Source organism: Ornithinimicrobium humiphilum, from assembly GCF_006716885.1.
Taxonomy (GTDB): domain Bacteria; phylum Actinomycetota; class Actinomycetes; order Actinomycetales; family Dermatophilaceae; genus Ornithinicoccus; species Ornithinicoccus humiphilus.
The window spans coordinates 1,467,548-1,489,920 of record NZ_VFPU01000001.1; the positions used below are offsets into that span (position 1 = coordinate 1,467,548).

Sequence of the window (22,373 nt, forward strand, 5' to 3'; positions counted from 1 at the left end):
CTCGGGGGCCCATCCGAGAACGACCGGCCGCGGCCGGTCCCCGAGCTGTCCCAGGAGGCCAGATGACCACCTGCGTCGGAGTCGACGTCGGAGGCACCAAGATCGCGGCGTGCGCGGTCGACGAGCACGGCACCGTGCTGCGGCGGGCCCGGCGGGAGACCCCGGCCCAGGACCCCGCCCAGATCGTCACCGCCGTCGCCGAGGTGGTCGAGGAGCTGGCCGACGGAGCCGCCCCCGGCGAGGAGGTCACGGCCGTCGGGGTGGCCTGCGCCGGCTTCATCGACAGGGCGGGCGAGACGGTGGTCTTCGCACCCAACCTGGCCTGGCGCGACGAACCGCTGCGGGCGCGGCTGCGGGCGCTGGTCGACCTGCCCGTGGTCCTGGAGAACGACGCCAACGCGGCGGTCTGGGGCGAGTTCCGCTTCGGTGCCGCCCGGGACGCCGCCGACGTGGTCCTGCTGACCCTGGGCACGGGCGTGGGCGGCGGCATCCTCAACGAGGGGCGGCTGCTGCGCGGGGCCTACGGCATGGGGGCCGAGGTCGGGCACCTGCGCGTGGTCCCGGACGGACACCGCTGCGGCTGCGGCAACAGGGGCTGCTGGGAGATGTACGCCTCGGGGAGCGCCCTCGTGCGCGAGGCCCGCGCCCTCGTCGCGAGCGGCAGCCCCCACGCCGGTGCCCTGTCCGACAGGTGCGAGGGCGACCCGGCCCGGCTGACCGGCCAGATGGTCACCGAGGTGGCCCGGACCGGCGACCCCGCCGCGACGGAGCTGCTCGAGACCGTCGGGTGCTGGGTCGGGGAGGGCGCGGCCAGCCTCGCCGCGGTCCTGGACCCCGGCCTCATCGTCCTCGGTGGCGGCGTCAGTGCCGCGGGGGAGCTGGTGCTGGCGCCGGCCCGGTCCGCCTTCGCCCGGTCCCTCCCCGGACGCGGCCACCGGGAGACCGCCCCCCTGGTGCTGGCCGCTCTGGGCAACGACGCGGGGATGATCGGGGTCGCCGACCTGGCCTCGCGCGCGGCGGGATGAGCCCCGCGCTCGCGGTGGGTGTCGACGTCGGCGGCACCCGCATCAAGGCCGGTCTCGTCGACGAGCAGGGGCGGATCGTGCACGGCATACGCCGGGACACCCCGGACCGCACCACCTTGCCGCAGGTGGTCGAGGCCGCCGTCGTCGACGTGGTCACCGAGCTGCTGGGGCATACGGTCGCGGGGGACGGCGTGGCCGGGGTGGGGATCGGCGTGGCCGGTTTCGTGGCTGCCGACCGTGGCACGGTCGTCTTCGCGCCGCACCTGTCGTGGCGCGACGAGCCGCTCCGCGACACGCTGCGCGCCCGGCTCGGGCTGCCGGTCGTGGTCGACAACGACGCCAACGCCGCCGCCTGGGCCGAGCACCGGTTCGGGGCGGGTCGGGGCGAGTCGCACCTGCTCCTCGTCGCCCTGGGCACCGGCATCGGCGGGGCGCTCGTCGTCCGGGGAGCCCTCGAGCGGGGCCGCCACGGGCTGGCAGGGGAGTTCGGGCACATGGTCGTCGTGCCGGACGGACGGCCGTGCGAGTGCGGCAGGCGCGGCTGCTGGGAGCAGTACGCCTCGGGGTCGGTGCTGCGCCGCGACGCGCTCGCGCTCCTGGAGTCCGGGAGCGAGGAGGCCGCCGCGCTGCTCCGCCGGCTCGGCGGTCGGGCCGACCTGCTGCAGGGCGAGGACGTGACGCGCGCGGCCCGCGCGGGCGACCCCGCCGCGGTCGGGCTGGTCGCCGAGGTGGGGCGCTGGCTCGGGACCGGCCTGGCGGACGTCGTCGCGGCCCTGGACCCCGGCACCGTCGTCGTGGGCGGCGGAGCGAGCGAGGCGGGCGAGCTGCTGCTGGCCCCGGCCCGCCAGGCGCTCGCCGCGCACCTCCCCGGCGTCGGGCACCGGCCCCTGCCCGAGGTGCGGGCCGCCGAGCTCGGGGTCCGCGCCGGCGTCGTGGGCGCCGCAGACCTCGCCCGCCGCGGCTGAGCGGGCCGGTCGGCTGCTCGGGGCCTCCTGCCGTGAGAGAAGATGGGGGTATGCCGCATCCTCCCGCCCCGGACGCCCTGCGCGTCGCGTCCTACAACCTGCGCGGGCTCAAGGACGACGCCCGGGCCGCGGCCGCCGTGGTGCGGGCGATCTCGCCCGACGTGCTGCTGCTGCAGGAGGTGCCCCGCTACCCGGGCTCGGACTACGCGATCACGAGCTTCGCACGGCGCGCCGGGCTGCTGTGGTCGGGCCGCACCCGCATGGTGAGCGGCACCGGCCTGATGACCAGCCTGCGGGTGCTCTCCAGCGACTCCCGGGACCGCAAGCTCAAGGTGGGCCTGCGTGAGAACCCCCGCAGCTACACGGTCGCCACCATCACGACGCCGGACCGCCGCACGGTCACCGCCGTCTCGATCCACCTGCCCCTCAAGGGCGAGCAGCGCGTCGAGCACGTCGGCACCGTGCTGCGCGAGCTCTCGGACGACCTCTCCATCCCCGAGGACGCGCCGCTGGTCGTGGGCGGCGACCTCAACGAGGACGACGCCGGCCCGGCGTGGGGCGTCGTCGCAGCCCGGCTGCAGGAGGTCAGCGACGACCGGCCCACCTTCCCGGCGGCGTCACCGCACCGGCGGATCGACGCGATCTTCGCCCGGGGTCACGCGTCGGTCGTCCCCGGCGACCCGGCGCTGCTGGACGGGCTGGCGCTGGCCGGGGCCAGCGACCACGTGCCGGTCTGGGTCGACCTGACCTTCGGGTGAGGGGTGAGGCGCCCGGTCAGACCCGGGCGCCCCAGTCGTCGTCGCGGCGGTAGCGCGGCTGGCGCAGCACGAGCAGCACGAAGCCGGCGACCGTCGCCAGGCCGCCGACGTAGGTCCAGCCCCGGTCCAGGACCGGGATGATGGCGGAGAGGAAGATCAGCAGCGGGCCCACCACGAGCCCGACGAGGATCGCCCAGAAGTGGAGGTCGCCGGCGGGCAGCGGGTCGGGGCGCGGCGGGACGAAGTGGTCGTCCTCCTCCGGGGCCTCGTAGGACCGGTGGTCGGTGGCCATGCCCGGGGGCGTGCCCGCGCCCAGGTGGCTCGGCCACGGGTTGGGGGAGGGGTCGGGGGCCGTCATCGACGCGGAGGGCCGGTCCTCCGGCGCGACGTGCCCGGGGGCAGCACCCGGCGCCGGGGTGTCGTCCTCCGCCGGTGCCTGCAGCCCGGCGACGATCTCCCGGAAGCGCCGGTCGACCTCGTCGCCGTCGTCCGGTCGCGGTGCCCGGTCGCTCATCGGCCCCTCACCTCCACGCGCACATCCTCGCACGCCCGGGAGCGGTAGAGTCGGCGCGTCCGCACGCCCGGCGAAGGAGGCACGACCGGTGATCTACTGGTTTCTCAAGCACTTCGTCGTCGGGCCCCCGGTCCGGCTGCTCTTCCGCCCCTGGATCGAGGGCAAGGAGAACATCCCCGCGGAGGGACCGGCGATCCTCGCCAGCAACCACCTGTCCTTCTCGGACTCGATCTTCCTGCCGCTCATGGTCGACCGACGGGTGACCTTCCCCGCCAAGCAGGAGTACTTCACCGGCACGGGCGTCAAGGGCTGGGCGACCCGGACCTTCATGCAGGTGACCGGGCAGATCCCCATCGACCGCTCCGGCGGGCAGGCCTCGCTGGCCGCCCTGGAGAAGGGGTTGGAGGTGCTGGAGCGCGGCGAGCTCTTCGGCATCTACCCCGAGGGCACCCGCTCGCCCGACGGGCGGCTCTACCGCGGCAAGACCGGCATGGCCCGCCTCGCGCTCGCCGCGGACGTGCCGATCATCCCGTGCGCGATGATCGGCACCGACAAGGCCCAGCCGACGGGGCAGAAGATCCCCAACATCGTGCAGGTCGGTATGCGGATCGGCCGCCCGATCCACCACCCCGAGCTCGCCGGCCGCACCGAGGACCGCGAGGCGCTGCGCCTGGTCACCGACGAGGTGATGCGCGAGCTGGAGCGGCTCTCCGGCCAGGAGTACGTCGACGAGTACGCCGCCACCGTCAAGGAGCGGCTCGCCGAGCGCGCCCGCGAGGGGCTCGAGCACGCCAGGGAGGGCCTGGAGCACGCGAAGGAGGGGCTCGAGCAAGCTCGCGAGGGCCTGGACCACGCCCGCGTCGAGCTGACCGAGCGCGCCCGGGCGGGCATCGCCGACGTGACCGACAAGGCCCGGGAGGGCCTCGCCGCCCGCCGCGAGCGCCACGGGCAGGCGGGCGACCCGCCGCAGGTCGGCGAGGTGCGGGACGTGCCCGCCGGCGAGGACACCACCCCGGACGCCGGTCCCGACCGGGACGAGCGCGCGCCCGGCGCCTGAGGGCACGGCCGGGCGCACGGCATACCCCCGCCTGACGCAACGTCAGAAGCACCCGGCCGCGGCTCCTATCATGGTGCGGGTGAGCACAGAGACCGCCGGCGTCCCCGCCGGCACCACCCCGACCGTCGACTGGCCCGACCTGCCCGCCAAGCAGCAGCCGTCCTGGGACCCGACCGAGCTCGCGCCGGTGCTCGCGGTGCTCTCCGCCTATCCGCCCCTGGTCTTCGCCGGCGAGGCCGACCTGCTGCGGCAGCGGATGGCCGACGTGAGCCGGGGCCGGGCGTTCACGCTGCAGGGCGGCGACTGCGCCGAGACCCTCGCTGACGTGACGGGCCCCAACATCCGCGACCGCATCAAGACGATCCTGCAGATGGCGGTCGTCCTCACCTACGGCGCGGGCATGCCGATCGTCAAGGTGGGGCGCATGGCCGGGCAGTTCGCCAAGCCGCGCAGCTCGGACACCGAGACGCGTGACGGCGTCACGCTCCCCGCCTACCGGGGCGACATGGTCAACGGTTTCGAGTTCACCCCCGAGGCGCGCCGCCACGACCCCGAGCGGCTGCTGAGGGCCTACCACGCCAGCGCGTCGACCCTCAACCTCGTCCGCGGCTTCACCAGCGGCGGCTTCGCCGACCTGCGCAGCGTCCACGCCTGGAACAAGGGCTTCCTGCAGGGCCCCGCGCAGGCCCGCTACGAGGAGATGGCCCGCCAGATCGACCGCGCCGTCCGCTTCCTCGAGGCCTCCGGCGTCGCCGAGGCCGAGGAGATGCGCCGGGTCGAGTTCTACTCCGCGCACGAGGCGCTCGTGCTCGACTACGAGCGGCCCATGGTCCGCCGGGACCACCGAACCGGGCTGCTCTACGACACCTCCAGCCACTTCGTGTGGATCGGCGAGCGCACCCGCGACCTCGACGGCGCGCACATCGACTTCGTCTCCCGCATCCGCAACCCGATCGGCATCAAGCTCGGCCCCACCGCCGACCGTGACACGGTGCTGCGGCTCATGGACAAGGTCGACCCGGAGCGCGAGCCCGGCCGGCTGACCTTCATCACCCGCATGGGCGCTTCCACCGTCCGCGACGTGCTGCCGGCGCTGCTCACCTCCCTCGGCGACGAGGCGCACCACGTCAGCTGGGTCTGCGACCCGATGCACGGCAACACCTTCACCTCGCCCAGCGGCCACAAGACGCGCCGCTTCGAGGACGTGGTCGAGGAGGTGCGTGGCTTCTTCGCCGCCCACGCCGAGGCCGGCACCCACCCGGGCGGGATCCACGTCGAGCTGACCGGCAACGACGTCACCGAGTGCGTCGGCGGCGTCGACCCCGTCGCGCTCGACGACCTCGGTCTGCGCTACGAGACGCTGTGCGACCCGCGCCTCAACCACCAGCAGAGCCTCGAGCTCTCCTTCGTCGTCGCCGAGATGCTCGAGAAGGGTGTCCGGTGACGGCTCCCGAGGTGGTCGCGGACCTGCGGTCCGACACGATCACGAAGCCCACGCCGCAGATGCGGCGGGCGATGGTCGACGCGGCGGTCGGCGACGACGTCTACGGCGAGGACCCGACGGTCGCCGAGCTCGAGAGCCGGGTGGCGGGGCTGCTCGGCCACGAGGCCGCGCTCTTCATGCCCACCGGGTCGATGGCCAACCAGGTCGGGCTGCGCCTGCACGCCGGGCCCGGCCAGGAGATCATCACCGACTCCCTCGCCCACGTGCTGCGGGCCGAGCTGGGTGCCGCGGCCGCCTACTCCGGCATCACCACCCGCTCCTGGGTCGCCCACCGCGGCCTGCTCGACGTCGATACGGCCCTGGAGATGATGGTCCCGGACGGGGGTCCCTACCAGGTCAGCACCGCCTGCGTGGTCGTGGAGAACACCCACAACTTCGGCGGCGGGACGGTGCAGCCGCTGGAGTCGATGCGCCGCCTGCGCGAGGAGACCTCCGCGGTCGGCGTCGGCGTGCACCTCGACGGTGCCCGCCTCTGGAACGCGCACGTGGCGACCGGCGTGCCGCTGTCCGACTACGGCGCCTGCGCCGACACCGTCTCGGTCTGCCTCAGCAAGGGGCTGGGCGCACCGGTCGGCTCGGTCCTGGCAGCCTCGGCCGAACGCATCGCCGAGGCCAAGATCTGGCGCAAGCGCCTGGGCGGCGGGATGCGCCAGGTCGGCCTGCTGGCCGCCGCCGGCCTCCACGCCCTCGACCACCACGTCGAGCGCCTGGCCGACGACCACGCCCGTGCCCGCCGCACGGCAGCGGCGCTGGCGCAGGTCGCGCCGGGGATCGTCGACCCGGAGGCGGTCGAGACCAACATCCTCGTCCTCGACGTCTCCGCCGCCGGCTGGGGCGGGCCCGCCTTCGTCGAGGCGGCCGCGCAGGCCGGGGTGCTGGGCTATCCCACGGACGCCCGGCGTGCCCGCTTCGTCTGGCACCTGGACGTGGACGACGCGATGACCGACCGGGCGGTCGAGCGCCTCACCGACCTGCTGTCCCGACGGGGGAAGTAGGCTTCGGACGCGTGACGGGCACAGGGGGAAGCGAGCAGGGAGCGGGACCGGCGCTGCCCCCGGGCCAGCGCGCGTCGTCGACCTGGCGGGCGTCGCACTACGGGCGCGTGCCGGTGGTCGACCCCGAGACCTGGAGCCTCACCGTCTGCGGCGCCACCCGTGAGCCCGGCCTGCTCGTCCTCGACCTCGCCGCGCTCGCGGAGCTGCCGTTCGTCGAGGTGGACGCGGGACTGCACTGCGTCGACCGGCACTCGGTGACCGGCATCCGGTGGGGCGGCGTGCGGCTGCGCGACGTGGTCGAGCTCGCGCCCCCGGAGGACGGCGCCCTCCACGCGCTGCTCGCCGCCCGCCGCGGCTACACCTCGAGCGTGCTCGTGGAGGACCTGCTGCACCCGGACGCCCTGCTGGCCACCCACGCCGACGGCGCACCGCTGAGCCCGGAGCACGGGTGGCCGGCCCGTGTCGTGCTGCCCCACCTCTACGGCTTCAAGGGCCCGAAGTGGATCGCCGAGATCAGCTACCACCACGAGGCGCAGCCGGGCTACTGGGAGTCCCGTGGCTACCACCCGCGCGGAAGGGTCGACCTGGAGGAGCGCTGGGCCCACCAGGAGTGAGCCCCCGCTAGACCACCCGCAGGACGACCGTGGTGTTCCTGGGCACCTGGGTGCCGGGCTCCACCGACTGCTCGCGCACGGTGCTGAAGAAGCCGCCGGCGATGTCCTCGCGCACGACGACCAGACCGAGGTCGGTGAGCTCCTGCTCGGCGCTGGAGAACTGCCGGCCCACGACCTCGGGCACCGTCACGAGCTCGGGTCCCTTGGAGATCGTCAGCCGCACCTCGGTGTCGCGGGCGACCGTGGACGGGCCGGGGTCCTGGGACACGACCGCGCCGGCGGGGACGTCGTCGGAGAAGACCTGCTCGGGGTCGATGGCCACCCTCAGGCCCGCCTCCTCGAGCAGCGACACGGCCTCCGGCTGGGGTCGGCCCCGGACGTCCGGCACGTCGACCGGCGCCGGACCGCTGCTGACGGTGACGGCCACCTCGGTCCGGGGCGGCAGCTGCTCGCCGACCCCTGGCGAGGACGAGATGATCCGGCCCTCGGGCACCGACTCGGAGTGCTCCTCGGTGGTCGCGCCCAGGGCGAGGTTGACCTCCTCGAGCGCGGCCCTCGCCTCGTCGACGGTCAGACCCTCGAGGGGTGGCACGGCATACCGCTCGGGTCCCTGGGAGACGACGAGCTCGACGTCGGTGCCGTGGCGCAGCCGGGTCCCGGGCTCGTAGGCGGCGTCCAGGACGACGTCGGGCGGGACGTCCTCGGAGTAGTCGCGGACGACGACGGGGTCGAGCTCCTCTGCGTCGAGGGCGGCGCGCGCCTGCTCCTCGGTCAGGCCGACGACCGTGGGCATCAAGGAGTGCACCGCGGGGCCCTGGGTGAGGTACCAGAAGCCGTAGCCGCCGCCCGCGGCGAGCAGGACGAGCAGCAGGCCCAGCACCCAGGCGGCCCCGCTGCCGGAGCGCTCGCGCTCGCGACGGACCGGCACCCGGTTGCCGCTGGTGCGGGCGTAGCGCGCGTCGCCCGCGGGCGGGCCGTCGGCGTGGGCGGGAGAGCCGGGGCGGGTGACCGGGATGCGCCGGGTGCGGGATCCGTCGTCCCCGCGCGAGGGCCGGTGCACGACCTGGGTGCGGTCGGCGCCGCCGTCGACGTGGACCGGGACCGTGTGGTCGGCGGCGGCCGGGAGGGCGTCGAGCTCGGACGGGGTGAGCGTGCTCTCCAGGTGGCGCAGCTCGGAGAGCAGCGCGGCCGCGTCGACCGGACGGTCGTCGGGCTCCGTGGCCCCGGCGCGCAGGACCAGATCCTCCAGCGGTGCGGGGACGGTCGGGACGAGGTCGCGGGCGTGGGGCACCCCGCCGTGGACGTGCTCGTAGGCCACCCGCAGCGGGTCCTCGCCCGGGAAGGCCTTGCGCCCGGTGACGAGCTCGAACAGGAGGAGGGCCACGGCATACACGTCGGTGCGGGGGTCGGCGCTGCCGGTCTCGACCTGCTCGGGAGCGAGGTAGGCCGCGGTGCCCCAGAGCATCTCGGTGGTGACGTTGGGGTTGCCATCGAGGCGCGCGAGGCCGAAGTCGGTGACCTTGACGGCCCCGCCGCGGCGGCTGATGAGGACGTTCTCCGGCTTGACGTCGCGGTGCACCAGACCCGCGGAGTGCGCGGTCGCCAGGGCCTCGGTGACCGGGATGATCAGCTGCAGCGCCTCGCGGGCGGACAGGGGGGCGCGGCCGGCGATGACGTCGCGCAGCGTGTGGCCCTCGACCAGCTCCATCGCCAGGAAGACGACGCCGTCGTCCTCGCCCTGGTCGTAGACGCTGACGATGTGGGGGTGCTGCAACCGCGCCGCGACCCGGGCCTCGTGGACGAAGCGGCGCACGAAGGCGTCGTCGCGGGCGAGGTCCTCGCGCATGACCTTGAGCGCGACCGGGCGGTCCAGGCGCAGGTCGCGGGCGCGGTAGACGGTGGCCATGCCGCCCCGGGCGAGCTCGGACTCGACGCGATAACGGCCGTCGACGACACGGTCGAGCACGGGGTCGGTCGAGGCTGGCACGGGCCCACTCTACGGAGCGGGACGCCGGATTCCGGGGAGGTGGGCGCCGCTCAGAGCGTGGTCATGAGGGACTTGATGTTGCGGACGTACTGCTTGGTGTCCGCGAACAGCCCGTGCTCGCGCACGCTCGCCAGGCCCTGGTAGTAGCCGCCGATCGCGTGGTCCTGCTTGTCGGCGGCCGAGAGCAGGGCCCGCATGATGACCACGCCCGCCTCGACGTTGTCGGCCGGGTCGAGCAGGTTGAGCTGGCGCCCGACGAGGGCGCTGGCCCAGTCGCCGGAGGATGGGATGACCTGCATGACGCCGATCGCGTTGGCGGGGGAGACCGCACGCATGTTCCAGCCGGACTCCTGGTAGGACAGCGCGAGCATGAGCTGGGGGTCGACCCCGTAGCGACGGCTGGTCTCGACGACCATCGAGCGGACCTTCTCGCGCGAGGGCACGTCGATGCTCGCGAGGTACTCGCGGTTGGCGGCCGCCGAGCGGGCCACCCCGTCGCTGTAGCGGTAGTGCAGGAAGGTGTCCTCGACCTTCTCGCCGGCCTTGTAGTCGCCGATCGTGCTCGGGTCGTAGGCGCGGTCGAGGGTGCGGGACGCCGCGCCGCCGGGCAGGCGGAGCTTCTGGCCCGGGTAGATGAAGTCGGAGGTCGAGATGCCGTTGGCCTTGGCCAGCGCCGAGACGCCCAGGCCGTGCCGGGCGGCGATGCCGGTCAGGGTGTCGCCGGAGCGGACGGTCACCGTGCCGCCCGCGGTGCTGCTCGCGCCGCGGGCCGGGGCGGAGGAGCTGCCCGACGAGGAGCCGCCGGAGGAGGACGACCCGCCGGAGCCGGGCACGGTCAGCACCTGGCCCGGGTAGATGAGGCGGCTGTCCTTGAGGTTGTTGGCCTTCGCGAGGGCGGCCACCGTGGTCCCGTGCCGGGCGGCGATGTGGGAGAGCGTGTCGCCCTGGCGGACGGTGACCTTCGACGAGGCGGAGGAGGTCGAGGAGCTCACGGAGGTCGGCGACGCGGTCGACGAGGAGCCGGAGGCCTTGGGCACCACCAGGGTGGTCCCGGGCAGGATCCAGCGGCCGCCCTCGGAGAGGTTGTTGGCGTGCACGATGAGCGTGGGGGAGACGCCGTAGCGGGCGGCGATGTCGTAGACGGTGTCTCCGGAGCGCACGGTGTGGCGCTGGGTCCCGCGGTCGACCGCCGGAAGTGCGGAGTGGACCGCGGTCGGCACGTACGCGACCGAGGGCAGATCGGCGGGCGGCATGGCGAAGAGCGGCACGAGGGGTCCTCCGAGGGGCTGGGCAGAAGGTCGGGACAGCCGTGCCCCATGGAGCTCGTGTGACTCGTGAGAGCCATGGAACCGTTGGGGCAGAAGGGACAGTACCTGTCGAGCGGCGATCGCACCAGTCCCACGGCGTGTCGGTATGTGTGATTGACTAGTAGATGTGGTAAATGGCACCGATGTAATTCCGGGCGGCGAGTGGCTCACCCTGCCCGATGTCGCCGAGCGCACGGGCGTGCGGATCACCGTCGTCAAGCGATGGCTCCAGGAGCGCGAGCTCGTGGCCGTCCGGCGCGGGCCCAACAACGCCCTCATGGTCCCGGCCGACTTCGTCACGGACGAGGGGCCCGTGCCGGCACTGAAGGGCACGCTCTCGGTGCTCGCCGACGGGGGGTTCTCCGACGCAGAGATCATCGACTGGCTGCACCGGCCGGACGACACGCTCATCGGTGGCAGCGCGATCGCCTCGCTGCGCGAGGGCTCCAAGACGGAGGTGCGCCGCCGGGCGCAGGAGATCGCCTTCTAGACCGTTCCGCCGGGGGCGCCCCAGCAGGTAGCGTGCAGGCGTGCCGTCGCCGGGTCTGCTGCTGGACGCGCACCCGGCGCTGGGGGTCTGGACGGTGCTGTGGGGCGTCGCCTCGGCATGCCTGCTCCTCGCCGCCCGTCGCCGGGGAGACGGTCGGGCGCTCGCCGTCTGGGCCCTCGGCGCGCTCGCGGTGGTCGGGCTGGTCCCGCCGCGCGGCGGTCCGGTCCCCGGCCTGTCCCGCACCTGCGACCTGCGTCCCGAGCTGCTGCTCCTGCCGGCCGACTGGGTCCGGCAGGACCCCCGCACCGGGGCCGTCGCCCTCCTCCTGCTGACCGGGCTCGCCGTCGCCCGCCGCCCCCGGTGGGTGCTCGGCGCCGCGGCCGTCCCCGTCCTCGTCGAGGCGGCGCAGTATGCCGTGCCCTCGCTCGGGCGCGCGTGCTCCGTCCCCGACGTGGTGCCGGCCGAGCTCGCCCTCGCGATCGGCGTGCTCGTCGGCCTGGCGGTGCGCTCCCTCGACCGGAGGGCGCGGGGCTTCGCGGCCCGGACCGTGACCGTCCTCGTCGCAGGAGCCGTGGTCGTGACGACCCTCGGTGCCTGGTCGATGCGGCCGGTCCCGGCCGTCGTCGCCGACGCCCGGGTGCCGCTCCTCGGGGAGGAGCTCGCGCGGGTCGACGTCGCGGCCCTCGACCGGCTCGACGTGACGCGTGCACCTGGTGCCGGCACGGCATACGAGGACATGAGCCGTGCCGCCCTCGCCGACCTGGGCCGGTTGATGACGCGCCCCGACGGGAGCACGGGCCTGCCGGTCGCCGGGCCGGCGGCGGGCTGGGACTACTTCTGGCCTCGTGACGGTGCCTTCGTCGCCGTGGCGCTGTCGCGCACCGACCACGTCCCCCAGGCGGTCGAGGTGCTCGCCGCGGTCGCGGACCTCTACCTCGACCCGCTCTACGGCTTCGACGCCCGCTACCACCCGGACGGGAGCCGCGTGACGGTCGATCCGCGGCGCGCGCAGGTGGACGGGTGCGGCTGGGTGCTGTGGGCGGTCCACGAGACCCGTGGTGCGGGCGGTCCGGAGGTGGACGACCTGCGCGACCGGTGCACTGATCAGCTGCTGCGCGCCGCCGGCGGCGGGGCCCACCTGCCGGCGCCGGGGCAGGACTACTGGGAGCAGACGACCTACCGGCACCTGCTCGGTGCGAGCGCGCCCGTGGCTGCGGGGCTGCGGCTGGCCGCGGAGGACTACCGCGCCCTCGGGCAGCTGGAGCGCGCCGAGGTCGTGGCCGCGGCGGCCACCGGGGTCCGTGAGCAGGTGGGGCGGGTCTTCGGCCCCGGCTACGAGCGGGAGGGCGGCTCGGGCGGTGTCGACGCCGCCACCGCCATGCTCATGCCGCCCTTCGACCCCGACCCGCTGCCCGGCGTCCGCGAGGCGTGGCTGGCCTACCAGGAGGAGGCGCTGCGCCCCGCGGGCGGGCTCGCACCGGGGGCGGCCTGGAAGCAGGACGGGCTCTCGTGGACGCCGGAGGTGGCGCTGGTGGCCTACACCGCGGCCGCGGGCGGAGATCCCGGGACGGCCCACCGCTGGCTCACCTGGCTGGAGGAGCACCGCGCGCCGTGGGGGTCGCTCCCGGAGAAGGTCGACTCCGCGGGTGCCCCAGCGGGGCCCGCCCCGCTGGGCTGGACCAGCTCACTGGTGCTGCTGACCCTCGATGCCCTCGACGAGCCGTCTCAGACGGGGGCGGGCGCGGGCTCCTCGACGGCGGACCGGGGCCGGGGGAGCGCCAGGCTGCCGAGCGCGGCGGCCAGGGCCAGCGCGCCCGCCAGCAGCCAGGCGCTGGTGTAGTCGCCGGAGGCGGCCCGCATCGCCCCGCTGGCGGCGGCCGCGGCCCCGGCGCCGACCATGTGCGCGGCGAAGACCCAGCCGAAGACGATGCCGCCGCGCTCCGACCCGAAGGCGGTGCGGCACAGCACGACGGTGGGCGGCACCGTGGCCACCCAGTCGAGGCCGAAGAGCGCGACCACGACGACCAGGGGCGGCTCGACCGTCGGACCGAGCAGCGCGGGGATGGCGAGCAGGGCCACGCCCCGCAGGCCGTAGTAGACCGCCAGCAGCAGGCGGGGGTCGAAGCGGTCGGTCAGCCAGCCCGAGCCGACGGTGCCGACGATGTCGAAGATCCCGACGACGGCGAGCAGCCCGGCGGCCGTCGTCGCGCCCATGCCGTGGTCGTGCGCGGCCGGGACGAAGTGCGAGCTGACGATGCCGTTGGTGGTCCAGCCGCAGATGAAGAAGGTGCCGGCCAGCAGCAGGAAGGGTCGGGTGAGGGCGGTCTCGCGCAGCACCCGCACGGCGGCGCCGACCGCGGCGGCCGCGCTCGGCGTCGGTCGCGGGGCCGGGACGTCGGCGGCGGTCCCGCCGTAGGGGAGCACGCCGCGGTCGGCGGGGCGGTCGCGCAGCACGCGGAGCACGACCGGCACGAGCAGGGCGCACAGCGCCGCGATCGCCACCGAGGCGGCCCGCCAGCCCAGCGCCTCGACGAGGGCGGCCAGCATGGGCAGGAAGACCAGCTGCCCGGTCGCCCAGGCGGCGCCGAGCACGCCGACGACCAGCCCGCGGCGGGCGACGAACCAGCGGTTGGCCACGATCGCGCCGAAGACCAGCGCCACCGACCCGGTCCCCACCCCGATGACGACGCCCCAGAGGGCGGCGAGCTGCCACGGCGCCGCGATGAGGGTCGTGCCCAGGCAGCCGAGCGCGACGAGCAGCATCGCCCAGGCCGCCGTGCGCCGGACGCCGACGCGCTCCAGCAGCGCGGCCGCGAAGGGCGCGGTGAGGCCGTAGACGACGAGGTTGAGCGAGACGGCCAGGGAGGTGTCGGTCCGGGTCCAGCCCAGGTCCTCCTCGATGGGCACGAGCAGCAGGCTGATGCTGGAGCGGAAGGCCGCCGCGGCCAGGAGCACGAGGAAGGTGACCCCGGCCACCGGCCACGCGGGGTGGATGCGGTGCCGACGCGGGGTTCCCGCGGATGCCGTCCCGTCCATCGTGCCGCCGTCCACCCGACCTCCTCGCTCGCCGTGCGCCAGCCGGCCGGGCTGGGCGGGGACAGGCTACGACCGGGGCGAGCGGTGCGGCATACCGGGGTCGGGACGGGCTCGGTGAGGGCGGGCGCGCGGAGCGAAGGTCCGCCGTGAGCCGCTCACGTCCTGTCGGTCAGGTCTGGCGGTCGGTGCAGATCGCGACGAGCTCGAGGAGCGCCTCGCGGCCCTCGTCCGAGAGCCCCTCGGTCTCCGCGAGCGCGGCACGCGCCGCCTCGGCACCGGCGGAGATCATCTCCTCGGTGCGGTCGAGCGCGCCCGACCGCTCGATGATCCGGCGGCAGGACTCCACGGTCGCGTCGTCGAGGTCCGGGTCGCCGAGGCTCGCCGCGAGCAGCTCGGCGTCGTCGCGGTCGGCGAGCTCGAGCGCGTGGGCGACCAGGGCGGTGTGCTTGCCCTCGCGCAGGTCGTCGCCGGCGGGCTTGCCGGTCTGGTCGGGGTCGCCGTAGACGCCCAGCACGTCGTCGCGCAGCTGGAAGGCCTCGCCGAGGCTGGTGCCGTAGCGGGACAGGGAGGCCAGCGCGGCCTCCGGGGCGCCGGCCGCGCGGGCGCCGATGAGCAGCGGCTGCTCGACGGAGTACTTCGCGCTCTTGTAGCGGATCACCGTGCGGGAGCGGTCGACGCGCTCGGCGTAGGGGAGGTCGGCCCAGCCGCGGGCTCCCTCGAGCATGTCGAGGAACTGACCACCCATGAGCTGGGTGCGCATCCGGTCGAACTCCGGGCGGGCCCGCTGCAGCGCCTCGGCCGGGAGCCCGCTGCCGGTGAACAGCTCGTCGGTCCAGTTGAGGCACAGGTCGCCGGCGAGGATCGCGGCGGCGTGGCCGAAGCGGGCGGGGTCGCCGTTCCAGCCCTGGCGCAGGTGGTCGGCGGCGAAGGCGCGGTGGGCGGTGGGCCGGCCGCGGCGCAGGTCGCTGTTGTCCATGACGTCGTCGTGTAGCAGGGCGGCGGCCTGGAAGACCTCCATCGAGCTGGCGGCCCGGATCGCGGCGTCGTCCAGGGACGGCTCGTGGCCGAACCCGCGCCAGCCCCAGTAGAAGAACGCGGCGCGCAGCCGCTTGCCGCCGGAGAGCAGCTCGGCGACGGCGTCGACGAGCGGTCCCATGGGGGCGCCGAGCTCGGCCAGGACCGTGCGCTGGCGGTCGAGGTGGTCGGTGAGCGCCTGCTGCACGCGGGCGCGTAGGTCGACGCCGTCCAGCGGGTGGGCGTGCGCCACGGGACCTCCTGGGGCTCGGGGGCGGGATCCGTCCCGACCGAGCCTAACCCGCTCGCCGCGGCACGCCGTGCCATCCCCGTCGCGGCGCTTCGGGAGCATCCTGCGGGGTGGTTGTCCGGAGAGGTCCGCAGGTCGGCACGGCCCGGTTGAGGTTGTCGGCGGGGGCTCGTACATTTGTTCGTGTCGAACATGAGTTCGAACACCGATGGGTGTCGTCGGCCGAGGCGTTCGGTCCGGACGCCACCGGTGCGGGCCGGCACGGAAGGGAGTGGGCATGAGCAGGCGCTACCAGGACCCGGTCGAGGTCCGGCTGGGAGATCCCGTCGAGCACCGGGTGCGGCTGGAGCCGGGCTGGTGCCGGGGCGCCCAGCCGCTGCAGGAGGCCGTCCGCGTGCCCACCCAGTTCCTCTGGCAGGGCAGGGTCCACGTCGTCCGGGGCGTGCTGGCCCAGTGGAGCCAGCGGGTGCCCTGGTGGCGGACCGAGGCGGGCGGTGCCCGCGAGGAGGCCCGGGCCGGAGGTGGTGCGGGGGTCGGCGACGGCGCCACGACCACCCTCGCGGCGCTCGAGCAGCAGGTATGGCGTGTGGAGGCCACCGCGGGCCGCGCGCACGGCAGCGGGGTCTACGACCTGGTGAGCGGCGAGCGCTGGCTGCTCGAACGGGTCAGCGACTGACGGCCGGCCGGCGACGCCACCGACGACGAGCCCTATTTCGACGACCGACGCACCGACCCACCGACAGGCCTCGGCGGCACGGTGCACACGAGAGAGACGAGGACGACATGAGCACCCTGACCCGGAGGAAGACCCCGGTGACCGCCCCGCCCCCGCCGTCGGCGGGGACCGTGCTGGACCTGCTGGACCGCGCCCGGGAGGGGCTGCTGCTGGCCTGCCGCAGCAGCACCGCGGGCGAGCGCTACACCCGGGCGCACCTGGCCGCGCTGCGGGCCGGGGCGGCGCTGCTCGCGGCCCGGAGCGTGCCCAGCAAGCGGGCCCGGCCGCGCAGCGTGTGGGAGGTGCTGCCCTCCGTGGCCCCGGAACTGAGCGAGTGGGCGGTCTTCTTCGCCGCCTCCGGCCGGCGCCGGCTGGCCGTGGAGCGCGGGGCCGAGGTGGTCTCGCCGCGGGACGCCGACGACCTGGTGCGGGCGGCCGAGCGCTTCCTCGAGCTGGTCCGGGCCGCGCTGCACCTGCCGTGCGGCCCGCCGCTGGCCACCGAGCTGGCGGCGCTCGGGCACGGCTGAGGCTTCCGCCGCCCGCTCACCCGACCAGCCCGGACCGATCGACCGACCGGCCCGGACCGCCCGACCAGCGCGGACCGCCTGACCAGCCCGGGCCGCCCTGCCGTGCCTTCCCACCCCCCCCCGACCTTCCGACCCGACCGACGGAGACCCTCCCCATGCCCACCGACTTCGTGCACCTGCACGTCGCCTCGAGCGCGTCGATGCGCTACGGCGCGAGCCATCCCGCCGAGCTCGTGGCCCGCGCCGCCGAGCACGGTCAGCCGGCTCTCGCGCTGACCGACCGCGACGGGCTCTACGGCGCCGTCCGCTTCGCCCGGGCCTGCGGCGAGGCGGGGCTGGCGCCGGTCCTCGGGGTCGACCTGGCCCTCGACCTCGACCTCGACGCCGACCGGGCCACCTCCGGCCGCGTGGCGCTGGCGGGGGAGGCGGCCCTGGCGGGCTCGGGCCGGGAGGTCGCCCGTGCCGGCGGACGGTGGCGGGCGGCCGAGGCCCCCGGCGCCTGGACCGGGAGCAGCACGTGGACCGACGGCGGCAGCGCCTGGGCGGCCGGGCTGTCCGGGCGGCGCCGGGCCCAGCCGGTCAAGGGAGGCTCCCTCGTCGACGACCAGCACCCGCGGGTCGTGGTGCTCGCCCGGGGCCAGTCCGCAGGGCTGGAGCCGGGGCAGGGCTGGGCACGCCTGTGCCGCCTCGTCACCCAGACCCACCTGGCGGGGGAGCGCGGCCTGCCCCGCACCCGCCGCGACCTCCTCGCCCGCGCCGCCTCGCCCGTCGACGGGGTCGCGCCCGTCGTGGTCCTGCTCGGCCCCGGCTCCGACGTCGGCCGGGCCGTGCTCGCCCGCCGCCACGGCCAGGCCCGCGCGCTGCTCCAGGCCTGGCAGGCGGTCCTCCCGGCGGGCGCGCTGCGCGTCGAGGTCGTCTGCCACGGCGGGCCCGAGGGCACGCCGGCCAGCCTCGGCCACGCCAGCCGGATGTGGGCGCTGGCCCGCGAGTGCGGCGTCCCCGCCGTGCTCACCGCCGCCGTCCGGCACGCCCTGCCCGAGCAGGCCCGGGTGGTCGACGTCCTCGACGCCGCGCGCCGGATGGTCGCGCTCGACGAGCGGCACCTCGACCGGGTCAGCACCGCCGGCCACCTCGCCGACACCGCCACCATGCACGCCGTGGCCCGGCGGCTGGAGGAGGCCGGCGGCAGCGACGCCCGCGCCGCCGACCTGCTGGGTGCGACCCTCGACCTCGCCCAGGAGTGCCGTCAGGACCAGCGCTCCGACCTCGGCATCGGCGCGGTCCACCTGCCCGAGCCCGAGGTGCTGGGCGTCAGCGGGATCGGGGAGGCCCACTCCGTCCTCACCCGGCGGTGCGACGACGCGGTGGCCACCCGCTATCCCGGCGCGTCCACGGCATACCTCGACCGGGTCCGGGCCCGGCTCGCCGACGAGCTCGGCGTCATCGCCGGGCTGGGCTATCCCACCTACTTCCTCACCGTGGCGGCGGTGTGCGACCTCATCCGCGAGCACGGCGTGCGGGTCGCGGCGCGGGGCTCGGGCGCGGGCAGCCTGGTGACCTACCTGCTCGGCATCAGCGGGGTCGACCCCATGGAGCACGGCCTGCTCATGGAGCGCTTCTGCTCGCCGCTGCGCGCGCAGCTGCCCGACATCGACATCGACGTGGAGTCGGCGCGGCGCACCGAGATGTACGAACGGATCCTCGAACGCTTCGGCTCCGACCGGGTGACGTGCGTGTCCATGGCCGAGACCTACCGGGTGCGGCACGCGATCCGCGACGTCGCCGCCGCCCTCGGCATGCCGCCGGGCGAGATCGACGTGCTGGCCAAGGCCTTCCCGCACGTCCGGGCGCGCGACGCCCGGGCCGCCATCCGCGACCTGCCCGAGCTGCGCAGCCAGGGGCTCGACGCACCCCGGATGCAGCTGCTGCTCGAGCTGGTCGAGTCGCTCGACGGCCTGCCGCGGCACATCGCCATGCACCCCTGCGGCGTGATCCTGTCCAGCACCACCCTGCTCGACCGCACGCCGGTGGAGGCCAGCTGGCTGGGCTTCCCGATGAGCCAGTTCGACAAGGAGGACGTCGAGGAGATGGGGCTGCTCAAGCTCGACGTGCTCGGCATCCGTATGCAGTCGGCGATGGCGCACGCGGTCGACGAGGTCGAGCGCGTGGACGGGGTCCGGGTCGACCTCGACGACCGGGAGCAGGTGCCCCTGGACGACCCCGACACCTACGCGCTGGTGCAGTCGACCCGCACCCTGGGCTGCTTCCAGATCGAGTCGCCCGGGCAGCGCGAGCTGGTCGGCAAGTTCGCCCCCGACTGCTTCGCCGACCTCGTCATCGACATCTCGCTGTTCCGTCCGGGGCCGGTGAAGTCGGACATGATCCGCCCGTTCCTGCACGCGCGGCAGGGCTGGGGCGAGCCGGAGTACCTCCACCCCAGTCTGGTGCCCTACCTCGAGCAGACCTGCGGCGTCGTCGTCTTCCACGAGCAGGTGCTCGAGATCGTCGCCGAGACCGCCGGGGTCAGCCTCGCCCAGGCCGACGAGGTGCGCCGGGCCATGGGCAGCCCGCAGGGGCAGAAGGAGGTCGAGGTGTGGTGGCGGGCCGCCGCGACCGCCCGCGGCTACACCGCCGAGGACGTCGACCGGATCTGGGAGGTGCTCGCGGCCTTCGCCTCCTTCGGCTTCTGCAAGGCCCACGCCGCCGCCTTCGCGCTGCCGACCTACCAGTCGGCCTGGCTCAAGACCCACCACACCGCGGCCTTCCTCGCCGGGGTGCTCACCCACGACCCGGGGATGTACCCCAAGCGGCTCATCCTCGACGAGGCCCGCAGCATGGGGGTGCACGTCCTCGGGCTCGACGTCAACGCCTCGGGGGAGACCTACCGGGTGGAGCGGGTCGAGCAGGACGACGCCCCCGACGTGCTCGTGCCCGCGGCACCGCGGCAGGGGGCGGTGCGGGCGCGGCCGACCGACCAGATCGGGCGGGTCCGGGAGACCACCGAGGGTCCCGACCACGTCGACGTGGTCATGGCCGAGGTGGAGCGCCGGGCGGGTCGCTACGGCATCCGGCTGTCGCTGGCCGACGTCAAGGGGATCAGCGACGACGAGGTGCGGCGGATCGTCGGCGGGCAGCCCTACGCCTCGCTGGCCGACCTCTGGCAGCGGTCCCGGCCCAGCCGGCCGACGGCGGAGCGACTGGTGCTGGCCGGCGGGCTCGACGCGCTGCACCGGGTTGGGCGGCACGGCCGGGGCGGGGTGCGGGGCGGACTGACCCGCCGCGACCTGCTGCTCCACGTCCGCGAGCTCGACCGCTGGACCCGCCACGCCACGACCGGTGCGGGGCGCAGCCGGGCCGGTCGGCGGGTGCCGGCACCGGCGCTCGCGGTCGCCGCTCCGGTCGCCGGCGAGGTGCCGGGCTCCGGCCAGCTGCCGGGGTTCGGCGAGGACCTCGGCGGGGGCCTCGGCGAGGGCGAGGTCGCCGCGCGCACCCGCGCCCAGGCCGCCGGGCGACGCACCTGGCACGTGCAGGAGGACGCCGGCACCCAGCTCACCCTCGAGCTCGGGGACGAGCCGGCGCCGGTGACCGGCAGCGGGCTGCCCGAGATGACCGAGCAGGAGCAGCTGCGCGCCGAGCTGGACGTGCTGGGCCTCGACGTCAGCCGCCACGTCGTCGCGGGCTTCGCCCCGATGCTGGAGGACCTCGGGGTCACCCGCGCCCGCGAGCTGCTGTCGCGGCGCAACGCCTCCGAGGTGCTCCTCGCCGGGGCCAAGGTCGCCACCCAGACCCCGCCGGTCCGGTCCGGGCGACGGGTGGTCTTCCTCACCCTCGACGACGGCACCGGCCCGGCCGACGCCACCTTCTTCGAGGACGTGCAGGGGCCGTTCGCCACCACCGTCTTCCACTCCTGGCTGCTGCTCGTCCGCGGCGTCGTGCGCCGCACCGGCCCGCGCGGGGTCTCGGTCCGCGCGACCGGGGCCTGGGAGCTGGGCACCCTCTCCACGGCCTGGGAGGAGGGTGGCGCAGACGCGGTCCGCGCGCTCATGGCCGCCACCGAGGAGCAGGCGCGGGCGCTGCACGCCGAGGGCGAGGCCCTCGCCCGCCGGGCGGCGGAAGCGGCAGCCGCGGCCGCCGGCCGGGAGGCCGGTCGCCGGGTGCTCGTGCACGCCTCCGGCTTCAAGCAGTCGCCCTACGCCGACATCAAGCCGGCCGGCGACAGCGCCCGCACGCCCGGCAGCAAGCTGTGGCACTCCAGCCCGGGGAGCTCGGGATGGTGACGGGCACGCTGGTCGGGACGGCTCCCGGCGGGCCGGCTCCGGCCGGGCTGGCGCCCGGCGCGCCGGCGATGGGCGCACCGACGGCGCCGGGGGCGCCGGGCGTCGACGACGTGACGGTCCTGCACGTCGACATGGACGCCTTCTACGCCTCGGTCTCCCTCCTCGACCACCCCGACCTGCGGGGGCTGCCCGTGGTCGTCGGCGGTGGCTGGCGCAGCGTCGTGCTCTCGGCGACCTACGAGGCGCGGGCCTACGGCGTGCGGTCCGGGATGCCGATGGCCACCGCCCGGCGGCTGTGCCCGCCGGCCGTCGTGGTCCGGCCCGACCACGACGCCTACGCCCGGGTGTCCGAGGCGGTGATGGCGATCTTCGCCGAGGTGACCCCGCGGGTGGAGCCGGTCTCGATGGAGGAGGCCTTCCTCGACGTCTCCGCCGCCGGCCGGCAGTGGGGCGACCCGGCCGCGATCGGGCAGTGGATCCGCGACACCGTCGCCGACGAGCAGCGGATCACCTGCTCCGTCGGGGGCGCCCCGACCAAGGCGGTCGCCAAGATGGCCTCCCGCGCGGCCAAGCCCGACGGGATGCGCCTGGTGGGCCGGGCCGAGGTGGTCCCCTTCCTGCACCCGATGCCGGTCGCCGCGCTCTGGGGCGTGGGGGAGGCGACCGAGGGCGAGCTGCACCGGCTCGGGCTGCACACGGTCGGGCAGCTGGCGCACGTGCCGGTGGCCACCCTGCGGCGGGCCTTCGGCGAGCAGGGCGCGGCCCGGCTCCACGCGCTCGCCTGGGGCCGGGACGACGACCCCGTCACCCCCGCGCGGGTCGAGCGCAGCGTCGGCTCCTCGGAGACCTTCTCCCACGACGTCGACGACCCCGAGGTCATCCGCCGCCAGCTGCTGCACCTGTCCGAGCGCACCGCGAGCCGGATGCGGCACGCCGGGGTGATGGGGCGCACGGTCGTGCTCACGGTCCGCTTCTCCGACTTCACGACCATCACCCGCTCGCGCACCGTCGCCGTGCCCACCGACGTCACCCGCGAGGTGCACGCGACCGCCTGCGCGCTCTACGCCGGGCTCGGGCTGCAGCGGGCCCGCATCCGACTGCTCGGGGTCCGGGTCGAGGGCATCACGACCGCCGAGGAGACCCTCGTCCAGGGGCGTCTCGACGAGCCCGAGCGCGGCTGGCGCGACGCCGAGCGCGCGATGGACCGGGCCGCGGCGCGCTTCGGCTCCGACGCGGTGCGTCCGGCGAGCCTGCTGGGCCGCAGGGAGGGAACTCCGGCTACCGCTCCACGCGTTACCGTCATATCCTGAGATCTAAACCTGGTCGTCGGCTCCGCCA

General features: G+C 75.5%; 18 protein-coding genes. 13 read left to right on the plus strand and 5 right to left on the minus strand.

Annotation, left to right across the window (positions count from 1 at the left end):
- Positions 1 to 62: 62 nt before the first annotated feature.
- Genes FB476_RS06760 through FB476_RS06770 form a run of 3 tightly spaced genes read left to right on the plus strand, consistent with a single transcriptional unit; the run spans position 63 to position 2,748 of the window.
- Positions 63 to 1,025, plus strand: coding sequence for an ROK family glucokinase (locus FB476_RS06760; RefSeq protein ID WP_141818102.1), 963 nt, complete (start codon positions 63 to 65; stop codon positions 1,023 to 1,025).
- A complete protein-coding gene (locus FB476_RS06765; RefSeq protein ID WP_141818103.1) occupies positions 1,022 to 1,990 on the plus strand; it encodes an ROK family glucokinase in 969 nt (322 codons plus the stop codon). The genes FB476_RS06760 and FB476_RS06765 overlap by 4 nt, the downstream gene beginning before the upstream one ends.
- A 50-nt stretch (positions 1,991 to 2,040) precedes the next feature.
- A complete protein-coding gene (locus FB476_RS06770; RefSeq protein WP_141818104.1) occupies positions 2,041 to 2,748 on the plus strand; it encodes an endonuclease/exonuclease/phosphatase family protein in 708 nt (235 codons plus the stop codon).
- Positions 2,749 to 2,764: 16 nt separating this feature from the next.
- Here FB476_RS06770 and FB476_RS16655 read toward each other — a convergent pair whose 3' ends face one another.
- A complete protein-coding gene (locus FB476_RS16655; RefSeq protein WP_141818105.1) occupies positions 2,765 to 3,262 on the minus strand; it encodes a hypothetical protein in 498 nt (165 codons plus the stop codon).
- 88 nt (positions 3,263 to 3,350) lie between these two features.
- Between FB476_RS16655 and FB476_RS06780 the strand changes: the two genes are divergently transcribed.
- The 4 genes from FB476_RS06780 to FB476_RS06795 all read left to right on the plus strand — a co-directional run bounded on the left by FB476_RS06780 (position 3,351) and on the right by FB476_RS06795 (position 7,432).
- Positions 3,351 to 4,319 (plus strand): lysophospholipid acyltransferase family protein, encoded by a 969-nt coding sequence (locus FB476_RS06780; protein WP_141818106.1) that lies wholly within the window; start codon positions 3,351 to 3,353, stop codon positions 4,317 to 4,319.
- Between the two features lie 70 nt (positions 4,320 to 4,389).
- Positions 4,390 to 5,763, plus strand: a complete 1,374-nt coding sequence (locus FB476_RS06785) for a class II 3-deoxy-7-phosphoheptulonate synthase (protein ID WP_141818107.1) — start codon at positions 4,390 to 4,392, stop codon at positions 5,761 to 5,763.
- Positions 5,760 to 6,818 carry a threonine aldolase family protein gene (locus tag FB476_RS06790; protein ID WP_202876922.1) on the plus strand — a complete coding sequence of 353 codons (1,059 nt, stop codon included), beginning with the start codon at positions 5,760 to 5,762 and terminating at the stop codon, positions 6,816 to 6,818. Before FB476_RS06785 ends, FB476_RS06790 begins: the two co-directional genes overlap by 4 nt.
- Positions 6,819 to 6,829: 11 nt before the next feature.
- A complete protein-coding gene (locus FB476_RS06795; RefSeq protein WP_170233557.1) occupies positions 6,830 to 7,432 on the plus strand; it encodes a molybdopterin-dependent oxidoreductase in 603 nt (200 codons plus the stop codon).
- Between the two features lie 7 nt (positions 7,433 to 7,439).
- On the opposite strand, the gene pknB is transcribed toward FB476_RS06795, so the two are convergent.
- Together pknB and FB476_RS06805 are read right to left on the minus strand one after the other, a co-directional pair.
- On the minus strand, positions 7,440 to 9,419 hold the full coding sequence (gene pknB, locus FB476_RS06800) for a Stk1 family PASTA domain-containing Ser/Thr kinase (RefSeq protein ID WP_141818108.1): 1,980 nt from the start codon (positions 9,417 to 9,419) through the stop codon (positions 7,440 to 7,442).
- Positions 9,420 to 9,469: 50 nt separating this feature from the next.
- A complete protein-coding gene (locus tag FB476_RS06805) occupies positions 9,470 to 10,687 on the minus strand; it encodes a lytic transglycosylase domain-containing protein (protein ID WP_141818109.1) in 1,218 nt (405 codons plus the stop codon).
- A 166-nt stretch (positions 10,688 to 10,853) separates the two neighbouring features.
- Here FB476_RS06805 and FB476_RS06810 point away from each other — a divergent pair, with 166 nt between their 5' ends.
- Complete coding sequence (locus FB476_RS06810) at positions 10,854 to 11,216, plus strand: Rv2175c family DNA-binding protein (RefSeq protein ID WP_238329589.1); 363 nt, start codon at positions 10,854 to 10,856, stop codon at positions 11,214 to 11,216.
- 40 nt (positions 11,217 to 11,256) lie between these two features.
- Positions 11,257 to 13,056 (plus strand): hypothetical protein, encoded by a 1,800-nt coding sequence (locus FB476_RS06815; protein ID WP_141818110.1) that lies wholly within the window; start codon positions 11,257 to 11,259, stop codon positions 13,054 to 13,056.
- On the opposite strand, the gene FB476_RS06820 is transcribed toward FB476_RS06815, so the two are convergent.
- A complete protein-coding gene (locus tag FB476_RS06820; protein WP_238329590.1) occupies positions 12,942 to 14,267 on the minus strand; it encodes an MFS transporter in 1,326 nt (441 codons plus the stop codon). The two genes, FB476_RS06815 and FB476_RS06820, sit on opposite strands and share 115 nt — an antisense overlap.
- A gap of 154 nt (positions 14,268 to 14,421) precedes the next feature.
- The gene (locus tag FB476_RS06825) at positions 14,422 to 15,519 is read right to left on the minus strand and encodes a polyprenyl synthetase family protein (protein ID WP_238329591.1); all 1,098 of its coding nucleotides are present in this window, start codon (positions 15,517 to 15,519) and stop codon (positions 14,422 to 14,424) included.
- Between the two features lie 274 nt (positions 15,520 to 15,793).
- Between FB476_RS06825 and FB476_RS06830 the strand changes: the two genes are divergently transcribed.
- The 4 genes from FB476_RS06830 (at position 15,794) to dinB (ending at position 22,345) form a co-directional block, all read left to right on the plus strand.
- The gene (locus FB476_RS06830; RefSeq protein WP_141818112.1) at positions 15,794 to 16,192 is read left to right on the plus strand and encodes a DUF6504 family protein; all 399 of its coding nucleotides are present in this window, start codon (positions 15,794 to 15,796) and stop codon (positions 16,190 to 16,192) included.
- A 107-nt stretch (positions 16,193 to 16,299) separates the two neighbouring features.
- Positions 16,300 to 16,758 carry an SAV_6107 family HEPN domain-containing protein gene (locus tag FB476_RS06835; RefSeq protein ID WP_170233558.1) on the plus strand — a complete coding sequence of 153 codons (459 nt, stop codon included), beginning with the start codon at positions 16,300 to 16,302 and terminating at the stop codon, positions 16,756 to 16,758.
- Positions 16,759 to 16,913: 155 nt separating this feature from the next.
- Positions 16,914 to 21,035, plus strand: a complete 4,122-nt coding sequence (locus FB476_RS06840; RefSeq protein WP_141818113.1) for a DNA polymerase III subunit alpha — start codon at positions 16,914 to 16,916, stop codon at positions 21,033 to 21,035.
- Positions 21,002 to 22,345: a DNA polymerase IV gene (gene dinB / locus FB476_RS06845; RefSeq protein WP_337678339.1), complete on the plus strand. Its 1,344-nt coding sequence runs from the start codon at positions 21,002 to 21,004 to the stop codon at positions 22,343 to 22,345. Before FB476_RS06840 ends, dinB begins: the two co-directional genes overlap by 34 nt.
- Positions 22,346 to 22,373: the final 28 nt, after the last annotated feature.